This is a genomic window from Microbacterium sp. TNHR37B, assembly GCF_001620065.1.
GTDB lineage: Bacteria > Actinomycetota > Actinomycetes > Actinomycetales > Microbacteriaceae > Microbacterium.
Genome location: NZ_LQGV01000003.1, coordinates 740,132 through 757,465, shown reverse-complemented (window position 1 = coordinate 757,465; position 17,334 = coordinate 740,132). Strand labels below are relative to the sequence as shown.

The 17,334-nt window shown below is 69.3% G+C and carries 10 protein-coding genes; 6 read left to right on the top strand and 4 right to left on the bottom strand.

The window, feature by feature from the left end:
• Positions 1–6: 6 nt before the first annotated feature.
• Entirely contained in the window at positions 7–801 is a 795-nt protein-coding gene (locus tag AVP41_RS11580; RefSeq protein WP_067164470.1) for a GntR family transcriptional regulator, read from the bottom strand.
• Positions 802–888: 87 nt separating this feature from the next.
• Between AVP41_RS11580 and AVP41_RS11575 the strand changes: the two genes are divergently transcribed.
• The 4 genes from AVP41_RS11575 (at position 889) to AVP41_RS11560 (ending at position 6,795) form a co-directional block, all read left to right on the top strand.
• On the top strand, positions 889–1,425 hold the full coding sequence (locus AVP41_RS11575; RefSeq protein ID WP_067164468.1) for a DUF1697 domain-containing protein: 537 nt from the start codon (positions 889–891) through the stop codon (positions 1,423–1,425).
• A 78-nt stretch (positions 1,426–1,503) separates the two neighbouring features.
• Entirely contained in the window at positions 1,504–3,513 is a 2,010-nt protein-coding gene (recQ, locus tag AVP41_RS11570) for a DNA helicase RecQ (protein WP_067165883.1), read from the top strand.
• A 322-nt stretch (positions 3,514–3,835) separates the two neighbouring features.
• On the top strand, positions 3,836–5,938 hold the full coding sequence (locus AVP41_RS11565) for an acyl-CoA dehydrogenase family protein (RefSeq protein WP_067164466.1): 2,103 nt from the start codon (positions 3,836–3,838) through the stop codon (positions 5,936–5,938).
• Between the two features lie 263 nt (positions 5,939–6,201).
• Entirely contained in the window at positions 6,202–6,795 is a 594-nt protein-coding gene (locus AVP41_RS11560) for a DNA-3-methyladenine glycosylase I (protein ID WP_067164464.1), read from the top strand.
• 264 nt (positions 6,796–7,059) lie between these two features.
• On the opposite strand, the gene AVP41_RS16685 is transcribed toward AVP41_RS11560, so the two are convergent.
• The 3 genes from AVP41_RS16685 to AVP41_RS16680 form a co-directional block, all read right to left on the bottom strand.
• Positions 7,060–7,641: a hypothetical protein gene (locus tag AVP41_RS16685; protein WP_157532469.1), complete on the bottom strand. Its 582-nt coding sequence runs from the start codon at positions 7,639–7,641 to the stop codon at positions 7,060–7,062.
• A 60-nt stretch (positions 7,642–7,701) separates the two neighbouring features.
• A complete protein-coding gene (locus AVP41_RS11550) occupies positions 7,702–8,229 on the bottom strand; it encodes a hypothetical protein (RefSeq protein ID WP_157532468.1) in 528 nt (175 codons plus the stop codon).
• Between the two features lie 164 nt (positions 8,230–8,393).
• A complete protein-coding gene (locus tag AVP41_RS16680; RefSeq protein WP_157532467.1) occupies positions 8,394–8,540 on the bottom strand; it encodes a hypothetical protein in 147 nt (48 codons plus the stop codon).
• A gap of 142 nt (positions 8,541–8,682) precedes the next feature.
• On the opposite strand from AVP41_RS16680, the gene AVP41_RS11545 reads away from it, so the two are divergent.
• On the top strand, positions 8,683–11,046 hold the full coding sequence (locus AVP41_RS11545; RefSeq protein ID WP_067164457.1) for an ATP-binding cassette domain-containing protein: 2,364 nt from the start codon (positions 8,683–8,685) through the stop codon (positions 11,044–11,046).
• 186 nt (positions 11,047–11,232) lie between these two features.
• A complete protein-coding gene (locus AVP41_RS11540; RefSeq protein ID WP_067164454.1) occupies positions 11,233–17,325 on the top strand; it encodes an Ig-like domain-containing protein in 6,093 nt (2,030 codons plus the stop codon).
• Positions 17,326–17,334 lie beyond the last annotated feature (9 nt).

Here is a 17,334-nt window from a genome sequence, read left to right as displayed (position 1 = left end):
GCCGCGCTACTGTTCGGCGCCGCGCGGCGACCCCGCGCTCCGGGCCCGCTCGGTCTGCCGCGGGCGCAGCGCGCTGGCGGGCACCTGCTCGCCCGCGCTGGCCGGAGCGATCGCCGCCGACAGCTCGAACCGGTCGCCGGGATAGATGCTGGTCGTGCGCTCGATGACCTCGCCGTGCGACATCGACGTGCGGACGAGCTCGAGCACGGCGGCTCCCGGCTCGATGCCGAGGAGACCGGCGTCGTCGGAGGTGGCGCTCCCGGCACGGATCGTCTGGGTGCCGCCGTCGAACCGCAGTCCGTACTCTCGCTCCAGCGCCGTATAGAGCGACTCGTTCGCGAGGTCGAGCCGGTCGATACCGGGAACGGCCGACGCCCGCAGATGCGTCCGCTCGATCGCGAACGGCATGTCGTCGGCCAGCCTCACGCGAACCAGACGGAACAGCGCCGCGTGTCGCTCGAGCCCGAAGTGCGCCGCCAGCTGGTCATCGGCGCGGACGACCCCGTGTTCCCGCACGCGCGACGAGGGCTTCAGCCCCCGCGCACGCATGTCCTCCGTGAAGCTGGTCAGCCGCAGCGGCAGGGTGACGGCCGGTCGCGACACGAAGGATCCCTTGCCCACGATCCGCTGGAGGTATCCGTCCCGTTCCAGCATGTCGAGCGCGCGGCGTGCCGTCATGCGGGACACCCCCGCGCGCTCCGCGAGCACCCGCTCGCTGGGGACCGGAGCGCCCACAGGCTGGGTGTCGACGAGGTGCCGCAACTCCTCCACGAGGAGCTGGTACTTGGGCACATCGGACATCCGTCGAGTCTCCCACACCCGGCCGTGACGCCCCTCGGAGGCGGGTAGGGGTGGCATCGCGCGGGGCGCGGCGTCCACAATGGGGCGATGGCGACCCACCTCGCGTTCTTGCGCGCGATCAACCTCGGCGCGACACGGGTCTTCCCGAAGGCGGATATCCAGCGAGTGGTCGCGGGGACGGGCTTCGAGGCCGTCGAGACCCACATCAACACCGGGAACGTGCGCTTCGACACCCGCATGCGGTCGAGGGCGAGGATCGAGAGCGTGCTGGAGCGGGCGTTCGCCGCCGACCGGGGGTTCGAGGTGCCGACGATCGTGTTCGCGACGGCCGAGTTCGCCGAGGTGGCGAGACACGCGGAGCGCCTGAACGGCGCCCATCCCGGCCTCGCCCGGCACTACGTGTATCTCCTGAAGCACGAACCCACCGCCGACGAGGCCGCGGAGATCGAGTCGTTCTCGGGTGCGAAAGGAGACATGGTGGTGACCGGTCGCGCCGTCCATGCCCTGTTGAAGCCGGGATACCAGGACGGTCAGGTCGACCCGTTGGGGGTCGTCAAGCGCCTCGGTGTCGCCACCAACCGCACCCGCACCGTCGTGCAGGCCATCGCCCAGAAGTGGTGCTGACGACCGGGCGCCGACGGCTCGGCGGCGTGCTCCTTCCGACGCCCCCGACTGTCGGAGGGCACGGCTAGGGTGGTGCGGGTGAGTGACGGCGACTGGAGCAACGACCCCTACGCCGACCTCGTGTGGGATCCCGACGACGCGCCGCCGCCCCCCGATCCCGACGCGCCGCTGCCACCCGATCCGGCGTTCGACGGATACGCGGGCGCCCTCGCCCGGGCGACGCGGGGCGACGCGCCCTCCGCCGTCGAGGCCGCGGTCCTGGAGCTTCCGCGTCACGACCGCACCGGTCACGATCCCCGGGCCGTGCTCAAAGACGTGTTCGGGTATGACGACTTCCGTGGCGACCAGGCCGACATCGTCGCGCACGTCGTGGGTGGCGGAGACGCCGTCGTGCTCATGCCCACCGGTGGCGGCAAGTCCATCACCTATCATGTGCCGGCGCTGGTGCGGCCGGGAACCGGACTCGTGGTCAGCCCGCTCATCGCGCTGATGCACGATCAGGTCGACGCCCTCGTCGCGAACGGCGTGCGCGCCGCCTATCTCAACTCGACCCAGACGGCGGGGGAGCGTGCCGGCGTCGAGCGTGCTTTCCTCGACGGCGAGCTCGACCTTCTCTACGTCGCACCCGAGCGGTTGAGCGTGCCGGCGACCAGTGCGCTCCTCCAGCGCGGGCGGCTCAGCGTCATCGCGATCGACGAGGCGCACTGTGTCAGCCAGTGGGGCCACGACTTCCGTCCCGACTATCTTGCGCTGGGGGACCTGGGCGAACGGTTCCCCGGGGTTCCGCGGATGGCCCTCACCGCCACCGCCACCCGCGCCACCCACAAGGAGCTCACCGAGAGGCTGCGACTGCCCCGGGCGCGGCACTTCGTCGCGAGCTTCGACCGACCCAACATCCAGTACCGCATCGAGCCGAAAGTCGATCCGCGCCGCCAGCTCGCCGCCTTCGTCCGCGCGCAGTCCGGGGCGGCGGGGATCGTGTACGCGCTCAGCCGGAAGTCCGTCGAGCAGACCGCCGAGTATCTCCGGGCCGCCGGCATCGACGCCTTGCCCTATCACGCCGGGCTCCCGGCCGAGATGCGTGCGGCGCATCAATCGCGCTTCCTCCGCGACGAGGGCGTCGTCATCGTCGCGACGATCGCCTTCGGCATGGGGATCGACAAGCCCGACGTGCGGTTCGTCGCCCACATCGACCTTCCCAAGTCTGTCGAGGGCTACTACCAGGAGACCGGTCGCGCCGGCCGAGACGGAGAGCCGGCCGTGGCATGGATGGCCTATGGTCTGGGCGACGTCGTCCAGCAGCGACGCCTCATCGACCAGTCGCCCGGCGACCGGGCGTTCAAGATGCGTCTCGGGCAGCACCTCGACGCCATGCTCGCCCTGTGCGAGACCGTCGCCTGTCGCCGGCAGAACCTCCTCGCCTACTTCGGGCAGGAGTCCTCGCCCTGCGGCAACTGCGACACGTGCCTCGAAGCTCCCGAGACCTGGGACGGCCTGGTGCCGTCGCAGAAGCTGCTCTCCACGATCGTCCGCCTCCAGCGCGAACGAGGTCAGGCCTTCGGCGCGGGGCACCTCGTCGACATCCTTCGCGGCGCGTCGACGGAACGCATCGTGCAGCAGGGGCATGACCGGCTCGCGACGTACGGCATCGGCGCCGACCTGAGCGATCAGGACTGGCGCTCGGTCATCCGTCAGCTCCTCGCCCGGGGCATCCTGGCCGCGCAAGGCGAGTACGGCACGCTCGCGGTGGGACCCGAGGGCGGTGCCGTGCTGCGGGGGGAGCAGTCGGTCCCGCTCCGACGCGACGTTCTGGGGCGGGCGAACACGACCCGGATCCGCAAGTCCAGCGCGCCGGAAAACGTGGCCGCGGGCGACCGCGACCTGTTCGAGGCGTTGCGCGCCTGGCGGGCCGAGCAGGCGCGGGAGCAGGGCGTGCCCGCCTACATCGTGTTCGGCGACGCGACCCTCCGCGCCCTCGCCGACAAGCGACCGCGCACGATCGACGACTTGAGCGGCATCACCGGCATCGGTGCGAAGAAGCGCGAGGCCTACGGCGAGGCCGTTCTCGCCGTCATCGCCGCCGCCTGATCCCCTCCCCTCCATCCCCGCCCCGCCTGTCCCGCCTGTCCGTGCACAACGGCGGATACGCGGGGCGACACGCCGCGCCTCCGCCGCTCGGGCCCGGCGTGTCACGCCCGGCGTCCGCCGTTGTGTCCGCCCTCGCCCCACCGAACCGGCCCCATCGCGTGAGACTGAGTGTCACCCCGGACGGGTGTGGGTTCCACACAACGAGACGGGGGTGCGGAGCGGGCGGCTCTTGTGCGCCGCAACCAATCGGTTTGCCGCCCCCTTGTGTCACACCTACCGTCGAGACTGACCTTTTCCGTCCTCCGCCGTCGAGAGGGATGCGATGACCGACGCTGCCGTCCGTTCGAAGAAGCCCGCGACCAACACGCGCACGCCCGCCGGCGGCGCTCCGACCGCCGCACACACCGCCGACGAGGCGCATGAGCCCCGTATCGACGTGCCCGCCGTCACCGACGCGCTCCTGGGCACGTGGGCCGAGACGCGCCGCACCGCGCGCGAGATGATCAAGAACCCCGCCTTCTGGCGCGTCGAGGGGCAGTCGATGGCCGATCATCGGGAACGCGTGCTCGGCCAGCTCCGGCTGCTCGTCGAGAACGACGGATCGCGCCGTGCCTTCCCCGAGGAGTACGGCGGTCTGAACGACAACGGTGCCAACCTCGCCGGATTCATGGAGCTCGTGCTGGCCGACCCCAGCCTGCAGATCAAGTCGGGCGTCCAGTGGGGGCTGTTCGGCTCGGCGATCTACCAGCTCGGCACGAAGCCGCACCACGACGCGTGGCTCCGCGATGTGATCTCCCTCGACCTGCCGGGGGCCTTCGCGATGACCGAGACGGGGCACGGATCCGACGTCGCCGCGATCGGCACCACGGCCACCTATGACCCCGACACCGAGGAGTTCGTCATCCATACGCCGTTCCGCGGCGCCTGGAAGGACTACCTGGGCAACGCGGCGCTGCATGGCAAGGCGGCGACCGTGTTCGCGCAGCTGATCACGGGGGGCGTCAATTACGGTGTCCACTGCTTCTTCGTCCCGCTGCGCGACGACGAGGGCCACTTCCTCCCCGGAGTCGGAGGGGAGGACGACGGGGTCAAAGGCGGTCTGAACGGCATCGACAACGGTCGGCTCCACTTCGACCACGTGCGCATCCCCCGCACGAACCTCCTCAACCGCTACGGCGACGTGGCTCCGGACGGTACTTACTCGAGCGAGATCCCCTCGCCCGGTCGCCGGTTCTTCACGATGCTGGGCGCGCTCGTCCAGGGGCGCGTCTCGCTCGACGGCGCCGCGACCACGGGTACGGCGCTCGCCCTCTACATCGCGCTGACGTATGCGAACCAGCGCCGACAGTTCGACTCGGGTGCGGGCTCGGACGAGGTCGTCCTCCTCGACTACGGCAAGCACCAGCGTCGCCTGCTGCCCCGGCTCGCCCAGGTGTACGCGCAGTTCTTCGCGAACGACGAGTTGCTGCAGAAGTTCGACGGGGTTTTCGGGGGCAGCGCCGACACGCCGGCCGAGCGGGAGGATCTGGAAACCCTCGCCGCAGCGCTCAAGCCCCTCTCCACGTGGAACGCGCTCGACACGATCCAGGAGTGCCGCGAGGCGTGCGGCGGTGCGGGGTTCCTGGCCGAGAACCGGCTCGTGGGCCTCCACCACGACCTCGACGTCTACGTGACCTTCGAGGGGGACAACAACGTGCTCCTGCAGTTGGTGGGCAAGCGGCTGCTGTCCGACTTCGCCCAGCAGTTCAAGGGCGCGGACGCTGCCAAGCTCGCCACCTTCGCGGCGCGTCAGACGGCCGGGAAGGTCTTCCACGGAGCGGGGCTGCGTCAGCTGGGCCAGGCCGTCGCCGACCTCGGCTCGCCCGCGCGGTCGGTGGAGCTGGGGCTTCGGGAGGAGCAGCAGCATGAACTCCTCGCCGGGCGGGTGGAGCAGATGATCTCCGACATCGCCGGGCGTCTGCGGCCCGCGGCGAAGGCCGGTCCTGCCGAGGCGGCGGCGATCTTCAACGCCAACCAGGCGGAGCTGATCGAGGCGGCGAGGGCACACGGCGAGCTGCTGCAATGGGAGGCGTTCAGCGACGGCATCCGCCGCACGACCGACGACGGGACGCGCCGGGTGCTCACGTGGTTGCGCGACCTGTTCGGTCTCTCCCTCATCGAGAAGCACCTGGCCTGGTACCTGATGAACGGACGCCTGTCGACGCAGCGGGCCGCCACCGTGGGCCGCTACATCGACCGGTTGTGCCTGCGCCTGCGTCCGCATGCTCAGGACCTCGTCGATGCCTTCGGCTTCGCGCCCGAGCACGTGCGCGCACCGATCGCCTCGGGCGCCGAGCGGGAGCGGCAGGACGAGGCCCGCGCGCACTACGCGGCCCTGGCTGCCTCCGGTGCCGCCCCGGTGTCGGAGAAGGCTGCCAAGAAGTGACGTTTGTCACGAAAAGGTAACGATGGCCGGGATCGTGTCAGGAATCGGGTCGCTGCGGACACTACATCTATGAGAGCACCGGTGCGGTGCGTGCCCAATCGGCTTCGAGGCGCGCATAGCAGCTCTTTGGGGGGACCGTTTGGGTGAACGGTCCCCCCTCCTTCATTTCCCGCGGAGGTCATTTTCCGCGGGGGTCGGGGGGCCGTCCCCAGGTCTGGCCGCCCACGCGGCGCGGTGTCGGCGGCGGCCGATAGGGTCACCCTGTGACGAACGACCTCCCGCCCGCGACGGGCGATATCCGTGTCGGGCCGGATGGGATCGCCCGGTGTGCGTGGGTCGGAGACGACGCGGAGTACCGCCGCTACCACGACGAGGAGTGGGGAAGGCCCCTGCACGGCGACCGCGCCCTCTTCGAGAAGATGAGCCTGGAGGGTTTCCAAGCCGGGCTCAGCTGGATCACCATCCTGCGCAAGCGCCCTCGATTCCGCGAGGTCTTCGCCGGCTTCGAGCCCGAGCTCGTCGCGGGATTCACCGACGCCGACGTCGAGCGGCTCCTGAGTGACGCAGGGATCGTGCGCAATCGGCTCAAGATCGAGGCCACCATCTCCAACGCGCGCCTGGTGACGACGATGGCGCCCGGGCAGCTCGATGAGCTCATGTGGTCGTTCGCCCCGCCGCCGCGGCCCCGCCCGGCCTCCTTCTCCGATGTGCCCGCCACGTCGCCCGCGTCCGACGCGATGTCGAAGGCACTGCGAAAGGCCGGGTTCCGCTTCGTCGGGTCGACCACGATGTACGCGCTCATGCAGTCGGCCGGCATGGTCGACGACCACGTGGAGGGATGCTTCCGCGCGATCTGACCGGAGGCTTCTCGAAGGTTCGGAGCACGCGGAGGGGCTGCCGGCGTCGCCGTAAACCTCCTCATCGTCCCGCAGACCTCGTCGTCCTCTCGCGGTTCGCAGTCGCCCATGCGAGGGATCTCGCGTCCTCGCAGAGTCACCCATTGGGGCTTGCGGCGAGCGTGGCGACCGCGATCGACTTCGCATCACGGTCGCCACGGCCTGACAGCGACAGTCGCACTCTCGTTCATCTGTGCCAAGCGGACCGTTTCATCCGCTCTGTGCTCAACTGTGTGTGTACCAGGGCCGTGAGGTTGCACCCTTATACGAACCGGATCCCAGTTCCACCCAGGTGCAGGGGGACTTGTAGTAACCGTAGGTATACGCGCCCTTGTATCCGTAGTTTCCGCGCTCGACCCAACCGGTCTTCTGCGACTTCGGTACTTTCCAGGTGTAGCTGCTCGTCGCCGACGTCGCCCGTGAGTAAGACACGGATACCCCCACAGTGACGCTGACATTTGCGAACACGACGCCGGCGTTCGCGGTGCCCGAGACGCTCAGCGTTCCCGTGGTGGTCCACGTCTCTCCGTATGAGATCGAGATCGTGCCGCCGGACTGCCCGTACACGCGGTTGTTTGCGTTTCCGAGGTACACCGAGGTCGACGACAGCGTCCTTGATGTCCGCGTGCTGCCTGTTTCGCACGTCGCCGCAGACGCCGGCGCTGTGGGGGCGGCGGTCAGCACTGCGGCGACGAGGGTGGCCACCATGCCCAGATGCAACAGGCGAGGTTTGCGCGCCTTGCTGCCGCGCGCCGATCGGCTTGCCCTCGATGTGTCCCGTCCCTGCGCTGTTCGGTTGATCTTCATGAGCGTCCTCGATTCTTTCGTTCTGTTGTATTGGGGGGATCTGGTGACGTGCGAGATGCGTTACGGGCTGTGGGGGGCGACCGCTGCAACCGAGAGTCGGTACGGCGTTCCGTCGTCGACTGTGGCTCGTACGGACAGGCCGTCGGACGCGATGGCCAGCGACGCGGTCGTGTAGAAGACGATCCCGTCCCGGGGACACTGAGCCCCCCACGTGCGATCGATGACGTCGGTGCCCCTCATCACCGCGATCTCGTAGGGCGAGTCGGCGTCGCAGAAGATTGCCAAGATGAGCGACGTGGTGTCCAAGGCGACGTCGGCGAGTGGGAACTCCTCGGTTGCGGTTGCCGCGCCTTCGGCGAGGAACTGCACTCCACGGAGCTCGGCCGGCGTGTAGGCCGGGTAGCGGTTTACGTACTCGCTCAGCGGCAGCGCATCGGGAGCGTACAACTCGGCGATGTGGGATGAGGCCTCGTTCGCTGTCTCCCTGGGTGTGGTGCTCTCCGTCGGGAGAGTGGGTTCGGCGGCGGAGCAACCTGACAGAACGAGTGTGCCGAGCAGGGCGAGCACTGCAACGGGGGAGATCCTCATTCTGTTTCCTTTCGGATCATCGGGGGATCGTGATTTTCGACGCTAGTTGGAAAGTACATGCATTCTGGAGATTCGTCCGCCCCATTTGGAAATCACGTGCATTCGGGGATTCACCCGCTCCATGGTGCGCACCCCGCTCGGGGTGCTGCTGCGGTCCGCAGGTATCACGTCGCACTCGACAGCGCCACACTGTGGTCGGCCGCTGCCGGACCGCCCGAGAAGGGGCGCGGAACGGAACAATGCTGCTCCCCGATGTCGACGTCGCGATCGCGCTGATCGACCCACGCCATGTTCACCACGATCGTGACCACCGCTGGTTCGCCTCGCGAGCCTCCCCGCTCGACCCGGGCACCGGTTCCTCCCCGACTCGGTCGCGCTCGACCTCCTCTGTCGCGCGTTGGCGGCACCGGGTATCGTCACAGCGACCTTGCCTCCACCTCCGAGAGGACGACCATGCCCGATGCTGCGCACCCCGCCGACGGACACGACAGGATTCGCGTCGTCGGTGCGCGGGAGAACAACCTCCAGGGGATCGACGTCGAGATCCCCAAGCGTCGGCTCACCGTGTTCACCGGGGTGAGTGGATCCGGCAAGTCGTCGCTCGTGTTCGGGACGATCGCGAACGAGTCGCAGCGGCTCATCAACGAGACGTATCCCACGTTCGTGCAGCAGTTCATGGGCCAGTTGTCTCGCCCCGAGGTCGATGCGCTCGAGAACATCAGCCCGGCCATCATCGTCGATCAGGAGCGGATGGGGTCCAACGCCCGCTCCACCGTGGGTACTGCGACCGATGTGCACGCCATGCTCCGGCTGCTGTTCAGCCGGCTCGGCGATCCGCACGTCGGATCGCCGCAAGCGTTCTCGTTCAACGTCCCGTCGGTCTCCGGCGCGGGCGCCGTCACGATCGCCGTCGGACCGGACAAGGGCAAGAAGGAGCGCCGGTCGTTCGAGATCACGGGGGGCATGTGCCCGCGGTGCGAGGGTCTGGGGGAGACGAGCGACGTCGACCTCGACGAGGTGCTGGATCGTTCGCTCTCGCTCGCGGCCGGCGCGATCCGCGTTCCCGGATACAGCGTCGACGGATGGATGGTGCGGGGATACACCGAGTCCGGGTTCCTCGATCCGGACAAGCCGATCGCCGCGTACACCTCGCAGGAGCTCGACGATTTCCTCTATAAAGAGCCGACGAAGGTCAAGATCCAGAACATCAACATGACCTACGAGGGGCTCATCCCCAAGATCACGAAGTCGATGCTGCAGAAGGATCGCGATGCCCTGCAGCCCCATATCCGCGCGTTCGTCGATCGTGCGGTGAAATTCCTGCCGTGCCCGGACTGCGGGGGCACCCGCCTCAACGAGGGGGCGCGGTCATCTCGGATCGACGGGAAGAACATCGCCGAGGTCGCCGCGATGCAGATCACCGACCTCGCCGCCTGGCTCGAGGGCATCGATGCCGCCGAAGTGGCCCCCCTGGTGGCGGGGCTGCGGCAGACCGTCGCGTCGTTCATCGACATCGGCCTGGGCTATCTGTCGCTCGATCGCTCCAGCGGCACGCTGTCCGGAGGTGAGGCGCAGCGGACGAAGATGATCCGTCACTTGGGATCGAGCCTCACCGATGTCACCTACGTGTTCGACGAGCCGACCGCCGGGCTGCACCCGCACGACATCCAACGGATGAACGCGCTCCTCGGCCACCTGCGGGACAAGGGGAACACGGTGCTCGTGGTGGAGCACAAACCCGAGGTCATCGCGATCGCCGATCACATCGTGGATCTCGGCCCCGGCGCCGGACGCGACGGCGGTCGCATCATGTATGAAGGCGACCTGGCGGGGCTCCGCGCGTCGGACACGCTGACGGGCCGCCACCTCGACCACCGCGCCGCGCTCAAGACGCAGACGCGCACTCCCTCGTCCGTCCTGCCGATCCGCGGAGCGACTCAGCACAACCTGAAGGAGGTCGACGTCGACATTCCGCTCGGCGTCCTCACCGTCGTCACCGGTGTCGCCGGGTCGGGCAAGTCGTCGCTGATCCACGGCAACGTGCCGTCGTTCGAGGGCGTCGTCGTCGTGGACCAGGCGCCCATCAAGGGGTCGCGACGCAGCAGCCCCGCGACCTACACCGGCGTGCTGGATGCGGTCCGCACCGCCTTCGCGAAGGCCAACGGGGTCAAACCGGGTCTGTTCAGCGCGAACTCCGAGGGAGCGTGCCCCGCGTGCCGCGGACTCGGCGTCATCATCACGAATCTCGGTTTCACGCAAAGCGTCGAGACGCGCTGCGAGTTGTGCGAGGGGTCGGGCTTCAGTGAGGCCGTCCTCGAATACCTCCTGGAGGGGCGCACGATCGCCGAGGTGCTCGCGATGTCGGCCGCCGAGGCGCTCGAGTTCCTGGCTACCGCCGCCCCGAAGAGCCCTGCCGGTCCGACGCTCTCGCGCATGGTGGATGTCGGCCTCGGCTACATCACCCTCGGGCAGGCATTGAACACGTTGTCCGGCGGCGAGCGGCAGCGGTTGAAGCTCGCGATCTCCATGGCCAAGAAGGGCGCGGTCTACGTCCTCGACGAGCCGACGACGGGCCTCCACCTCGCCGACGTCGACAACCTGCTGGGTTTGCTCGACCGTCTCGTCGAGGCAGGGAACTCCGTCATCGTGATCGAGCACCACCAGGCCGTCATGGCCCATGCCGACTGGATCATCGATATCGGGCCGGGGGCAGGGAACGACGGCGGCACGGTCGTCTTCGAGGGGACGCCGGCCGCTCTCGTGGCCGACGGGTCTACACTGACCGCCCAGCACCTCGCGGCCTACGTCGCCACCTGACCGGTCACACGGGGAGCACAGCGACGAGACGCGGCCCCGGAAAAATGGGGAGTTCTCCCCTCCTCGGGCAGGTGGAAGATCGCGCGAGGTCACGTAGGCTGTCAGTCGTTCCGTAAGAGTGAGCGACTGATTCAGCGATCAGTGCCCGACGCCACGCAGAGATCAGCCCGGGGGGAGCCGAGCCGAATGAGGTCCTTCGCGTGGCTTCGCGCCCGTCCACGGACGCTGGCATCCGTCGCCGTGGTCGGCGCCGCCGCCGTGACCCTCGGAACCCTCGCCTTCGTCTATGAGGGGAGCCCCACCACGGAGGTCGACCTCCACGACGGAGGGGTGTGGCTCACCAAGCAGTCGAGCATGCTGGTCGGTCACTTCAACCACGAATCGAAGGTCCTCGACGGCGGACTCCGCGCCGCGGGCACCGAGTACGACGTGCTCCAAGCCGGATCGCGCGTGCTCGTGGTCGACGAGAAGACGGTGACGGCCATCGACCCGGCCCGCGTCTCGCTCGGTTCCGGCACCGACCTGCCGCCGGGAGCCCGGCTGTCGCTGGGGGCGGACTCCGTGGCGATGGTCGGCGACGGTGGCCGAGTCTGGATCACCGAGTTCGGGGCCATCTCGTCCTTCGCTCCCGAAGCGTCCGACCCGGTCGCCGAGCTCGGCGACGGAGCCGTGGCGGCCGTGGCCGTCGACGGCACCGTTTATGCCGCTTCCACCGAGAAGGCGACCCTCGTCGCGTTCGGACGCGATGCCGACGGCGCCGTGACGACCTCGGGGGAGAGGGAGCTGGAGGGCGTCGAGCCCGGGCACACCCTGCAGGTGACGGCCGTGGGCAACATCGCCTTCGCGCTCGACAACGACACCAACACCCTCTACGGGAGCGACGGCACGCGAGTGGAAGTGCCGGCGGACGCGATCCTCCAGCAGCCCTCCGAAGCCACGGATGCGGTGACTCTCGCCACGGCATCGGAGCTCGTGCGCGTGCCGATCGGCGGCGGCGAGCCCGTTCGCATCGCCGCCGAATCCCCCGACGGTGCCGCCGCCGAACCGGTGTTCGTCGCCGGGTGCGCCTACGGCGCGTGGTCGGGTACCGGCGCGTTCATCCGCGACTGTCCCGGCGAGGCCGACGACCGCTCCGAGACGGTGCCGGGAATCGACCCCACCAGCCAGTTGCGGTTCCGCGTGAACCGCGACGTCGTCGTGCTCAACGACGTGTTCGGCGGCGCGGCGTGGATGGCCAGCGACTCGATGCAGCGCGTGGACAACTGGCAGGACATCACGCCGCCGGAGGGTGAGGGCGAAGAGGAAGAGGAGACCACCGAGGAGTCGGTCCAGACGACTCTTCCCGAGCGCACCGAGAACAACACGCCGCCGATCGCGAACGACGACCAGTACGGTGTCCGTCCGGGCCGCACGACCGTGCTCCCGGTGCTCGAGAACGACACCGACGCCGACGGCGACGTGCTCGTCGCCGCGGTCGAGCGTGACCCCGGGTTCGGCACGATCGAGCCCATCCACAACGGGGCCGCCCTGCAGATCACCACCGAGGAGGACGCCTCGGGCTCGACCTCGTTCACCTACGAAGTCGACGACGGTCGCGGCGGCACCGACACCGCGCGGGTGACCCTCACGGTGCGTCCCCTCGATCAGAACTCCCCGCCGCAGCAGCGTCGCAAGACCGCCATCCCGGTGGAGGCCGGCGGCACCGCGTCGTACAACGTCCTGCCGGACTGGATCGACCCCGACGGGGACGACATCTTCCTCTACGACGTGGTGCCCGATGGCGGCGACGAGGCTGACTTCACCTCCGACGGACAGATCACCTACCGCGCCATCGGCGGGGTGCAGGGCCGCAAAGAGGTGCCGATCATCATGTCCGACGGTCAGGACACGCAGCCCGGCGTCGCCGTGTTCGACATCCGTCCGCTCGGCACGACCCAGCCGGTGACCAACGCGGATCACGTCGTGACCCGGGAGGGGCGGCCGGTGACGGTCACGCCGCTGACCAACGACACGAGCTCCGGCAGTGAGCAGTTGCGCCTGACCCGCGTCGAGGAGGTCGAGGACGCGAAGATCACCACGAACCTCCCCGAGAAGACGTTCACCTTCACGTCCGCCAAGGTCGGCACGCATTACGTGCAGTACCTGGTGTCGGCCGGACCGAACTCCGTCCCCGGGATCGTCCGCGTCGACGTGCTCCCCGACGACGAGAACGACCTGCCGCCCATCGCGGTGCGTGACATCGCGCTCCTCCCCAAGGGCGGCGACGTCCTCGTCAACGTGCTCGGCAACGATTCCGACCCCGGCGGCGGCATCCTCGTCGTGCAGTCGGTGAGTGTCGAACCCGGAAGCGGGGTGGCGGCTGCGGTACTCGGCCACGAGACCGTGCGGATCACCGACCAGAGCGGGCTCACCGGTCAGGTCCGCGTCGCGTACACCGTGTCCAACGGCACGGCCTCGGCCACCGGTGAGATCGTCGTGATCCCCGTGCCGGCGCCGGCGAAGCTGCGTCCGCCGGTCGCCGTGAACGACCAGGCCGTGGTTCGTGTCGGCGACACCGTCACGATTCCCGTGCTGGAGAACGACTACCACCCCAACGGCGACACGATCCATGTCGCCCCCGACCTCGTCGAGACGGTGGACCCGGGCGACGGCGAGGCCTTCGTCTCGGAGGACACGGTGCGCTTCCGTGCCGGGGACGAGCCGAAGACCGTCAACCTCACCTACGACGTCGTCGACTCGACGGGGCAGCGCGATGCGGGCTTCGTGCGCATCCAGATCCTCGCGCGGGACGACGAGGCGAACACCGCTCCGCGTCCCCGCGACCTCACCGCCCGGGTGCTGGCCGGTTCGAAGGTCGAGATCCCGGTTCCGCTGGACGGCATCGACGACGACGGAGACTCCGTCGACCTCGTCGGTCTCGCCTCTGCTCCGGGCAAGGGGCGCATCGTCGAGCAGAAGGTCGCCTCGTTCGTCTACGAGGCGTTCGACGAGTCCACCGGCGTCGACTCCTTCACCTACGCCGTCCGCGATCGACTCGGCAAGGAGGCCACCGCCACCGTGCAGCTCGGGATCGCGCCTCCCGCGGCCGAGAACCAGGCGCCCTATGCCGTCCGCGACTCCGTCGTGATGCGGCCCGGGCGTCAGGTGGCGCTCAACGTGCTCGAGAACGACTCGGACCCCGACGGCGACCGGTTCGGGTTCGCCGAGGACGCCGTCGAGATCCCCGAGGGCGTTCCGGGGCTCAAGGCCGAGGTGTCGGGTCGATACCTCCTGATCACCGCACCCGACGAGGAGATGCAGACGAGCGTCTCGTACACGATCGCCGACGAGCGAGGGCTGGAGGCGAGCACCTCGGTCCAGATCACCGTCGACGAGGACGTGCCGCTCCTGCGCCCCATCGCCCGCGACGACCGGGTCGTCGCCGACGACGTCAACGAGGCCGGGATCGCCGAGATCGCCGTCCTCGACAATGACGACGATCCCGACGGCACCCGCAGCGCCCTCGAGGTGACCCTGGGCACGGGAGCCCAGAACGCCTCGGTGGTCGGGGAGAACAAGGTGCGGGTGACCCTCACCGACGAGCCGCAGCTCATCACCTACACGATCACGGACGTCGACGATCAGTCCGCGTCGGCGTTCATCCGCGTTCCCTCGCTCAACGCGCTGCCGCCGACCCTCCTGTCGACCGAGCCCCTCGTCGTCGACAGCGGCGAGACGGTGGAGCTGCCGCTGGCCGACTATGTGCGTGCCGCGGGAGGCAAGCGCGTCGTCATCACGGAGGCCGCGAAGGTCAGCGCGGCTCACGCCAACGGTGACGCCCTGGTGAAGGACCAGACCACCCTCGTCTACACGTCGAAGGACCGCTACTTCGGGCAGGACGCGCTGACGTTCGAGGTCACGGACGGCGATGGGCCGGACGACGCCGATGGGCGCAAGGCGACGCTGACGATCCCGATCACGGTGCTCCCGCCGGAGAACCAGCCGCCCACCTTCGTGGGGGCGTCTCTGTCGGTCGCCGCGGGCGAGGACGCGGCGACGCTGAACCTCCGCGAGCTCGCCTCCGACCCCGACCCGGGCGACGACGAGAAGCTCACCTTCACCCTCGCCTCGCAGGCCCCCGCGGGGATCGACGCCTCGATCGACGGCGGCACGCTTCGGGTCACCGCCGACGCCAACGTCGACAAGGGAACCAAGTTCTCCCTGCAGGTGCAGACCACCGACGGCCAGACCGCTCCGGTGAGCGCCCCGATGACGGTGACGGTAACCGCATCGACGCGGGAGCTGGCGAGCGCGAACGACGACATCATCGACCAGGCCGATCAGGGCGAGACGATCTCGGTTCCCGTGCTGAGCAACGACGTCAACCCGTTCCCGGACACCCCGCTGAAGATCGTCGGGGCGGAGCCGGAGTCCGGCGACGTCGCCCGCGTCCGCGTCGCCGGCGACCGGGTGGAGGTCACCAGCGCTTCCGACTTCGTCGGCACGATGGTGGTCCGATACACCGTGGAGGACAAGACCGAGGACCCCGATCGCCGTGTGGAGGGCCGTGTCCGCATCACGGTGCAGGGCCGCCCCGACGCCCCCGGCAAGCCCACGGTCACCGCTGTCGAGAGTCGCACGGTGGTGCTGTCCTGGACGCCGCCGATCGACAACGGCCGTCCGATCACCGGGTACACCGTCACCGCCACCGGCTCGAGCTACAGCAAGCAGTGCGCCTCGACCACGTGCACGCTCGATGGGCTCACGAACAACGTCGAGTACAACTTCGTCGTGACCGCCACCAACAGCGTGGGAACCTCGGAGCCGTCGCTGCCGTCCGAGACCGCGCGGCCGGACCAGCGGCCCGACCAGCCCGCCCCGCCGTCGCTGACCTTCGGCGATCGGAGCCTGCTGGTGGAGTGGACCGTGCCGCGCACGGAGGGCTCGCCCGTCGAGAACTACACGCTGGAGATCTCCCCCGCGCCGCCCTCCGGCGTCGCGCAGAAGACGAACATCCCGGGCACCCGCATCACGTGGGACGGCCTGGAGAACGGCGTGGCCTATCAGGTGCGCGTGCGCGCCCACAACAAGGCTCCGGAGCCGTCCGACTTCAGCGCGTGGTCGGCCAGTGAGATCCCGGCGCGTGCCCCCGATGCCCCCGGCGCGCCCTCGACCGAGCGCCTCGACGCGGTCGGCACGCAGAACCAGGTGCGCGTGTCGTGGAACGCTCCGGCGGCCAACGGCGACGCGATCAGCGCGTACCAAGTGCGCGTCACCCGTGGCGGCTCCGTCATCAACACCGTGCCCGTCGGCGCCGGTCAGACGAGCCAGGCCATCACGGTCGACAACTCGTCGACGCCGTACACGTTCGCCGTCCGCGCGCAGAACAAGGCCGGGTGGGGGGAGTGGAGCCCGGAGTCGGCGCCGCGCCAGTCGTTCGGTCAGGCCTCGGCGCCCACGGGCGTTGCCGCGACCGAGGGCGACAACCGGGTGAGCGTCACGTGGACCGCCGGCTCCCTCAACGGCGCCAGCGCCGGGCAGGCGAGCTACCAGTACTCCGTCAACGGCGGCGGCTGGCGCGGCGACTGGGTCGCCGGCGGCAACAACGGCTCGGGCACGATCGGGAACGGCCAGGTCAACAACAACGGCACGTACACCATCCGCGTGCGGGCGGTCACGACGGTCGACGGTGTGACCGAGCAGGGCGCTCCCTCGGCGGAGTCGAACGCCGTGGCGCCCTACGGGCAGATCGGCAACCCGGCGGCATCCGCGTCGGCCAACGGCACGAGCATCACCTACGGCTGGTCCTCACCCGCCCGCAACGGACGCGACATCACGACGCAGATCCGGATCGACGGCGGCGGCTGGCAGACGGTGGCCGCGAGCGGCAACACGACCCGCAATGTCGGCTACAGCCACACCGGCACGATCGAGGTGCGCACGAGCGCCGCCGGCAGCAGCACCACGAGCGCCTCCGCTCAGGCACGCACGCAGGACGCACCTCCGCCTCCGCAGCCGCGCGTGTGGGTCACCCAGGGTGACGCCGACGGGAACTGCACGAACGGCTGCCGCCGCTTCGTCGTCAACTACGAGAACCTCTCCATCGGCGAACACACCGTGCGGTGCTACTCCGACGCGTACCCGGGCGGGTTCGGCAGCGCCTACACCGTCAACTTCGACGGCCGCGGCGCCAAGCAGATCGGCTGCTTCCACGGTCGCGACGGTCGCAATGTGTGGATCGACATCCTCGGCTGGGGAGGGTCGGTCGACACCGAGAAGTACTTGTGGCCGAGGCCTTGAGCCCGGACG

Excerpts from the sequence above, each read along its gene's own strand:
- AVP41_RS11580 (WP_067164470.1), bottom strand. The coding sequence starts at position 801 with ATGTCCGATGTGCCCAAGTACCAGCTCCTCGTGGAGGAGTTGCGGCAC.
- AVP41_RS11545 (WP_067164457.1), top strand. The coding sequence starts at position 8,683 with ATGCCCGATGCTGCGCACCCCGCCGACGGACACGACAGGATTCGCGTC.
- AVP41_RS11565 (WP_067164466.1), top strand. The coding sequence starts at position 3,836 with ATGACCGACGCTGCCGTCCGTTCGAAGAAGCCCGCGACCAACACGCGC.
- AVP41_RS11550 (WP_157532468.1), bottom strand. The coding sequence starts at position 8,229 with ATGAGGATCTCCCCCGTTGCAGTGCTCGCCCTGCTCGGCACACTCGTT.
- AVP41_RS11540 (WP_067164454.1), top strand. The coding sequence starts at position 11,233 with ATGAGGTCCTTCGCGTGGCTTCGCGCCCGTCCACGGACGCTGGCATCC.
- AVP41_RS11575 (WP_067164468.1), top strand. The coding sequence starts at position 889 with ATGGCGACCCACCTCGCGTTCTTGCGCGCGATCAACCTCGGCGCGACA.
- AVP41_RS16685 (WP_157532469.1), bottom strand. The coding sequence starts at position 7,641 with ATGAAGATCAACCGAACAGCGCAGGGACGGGACACATCGAGGGCAAGC.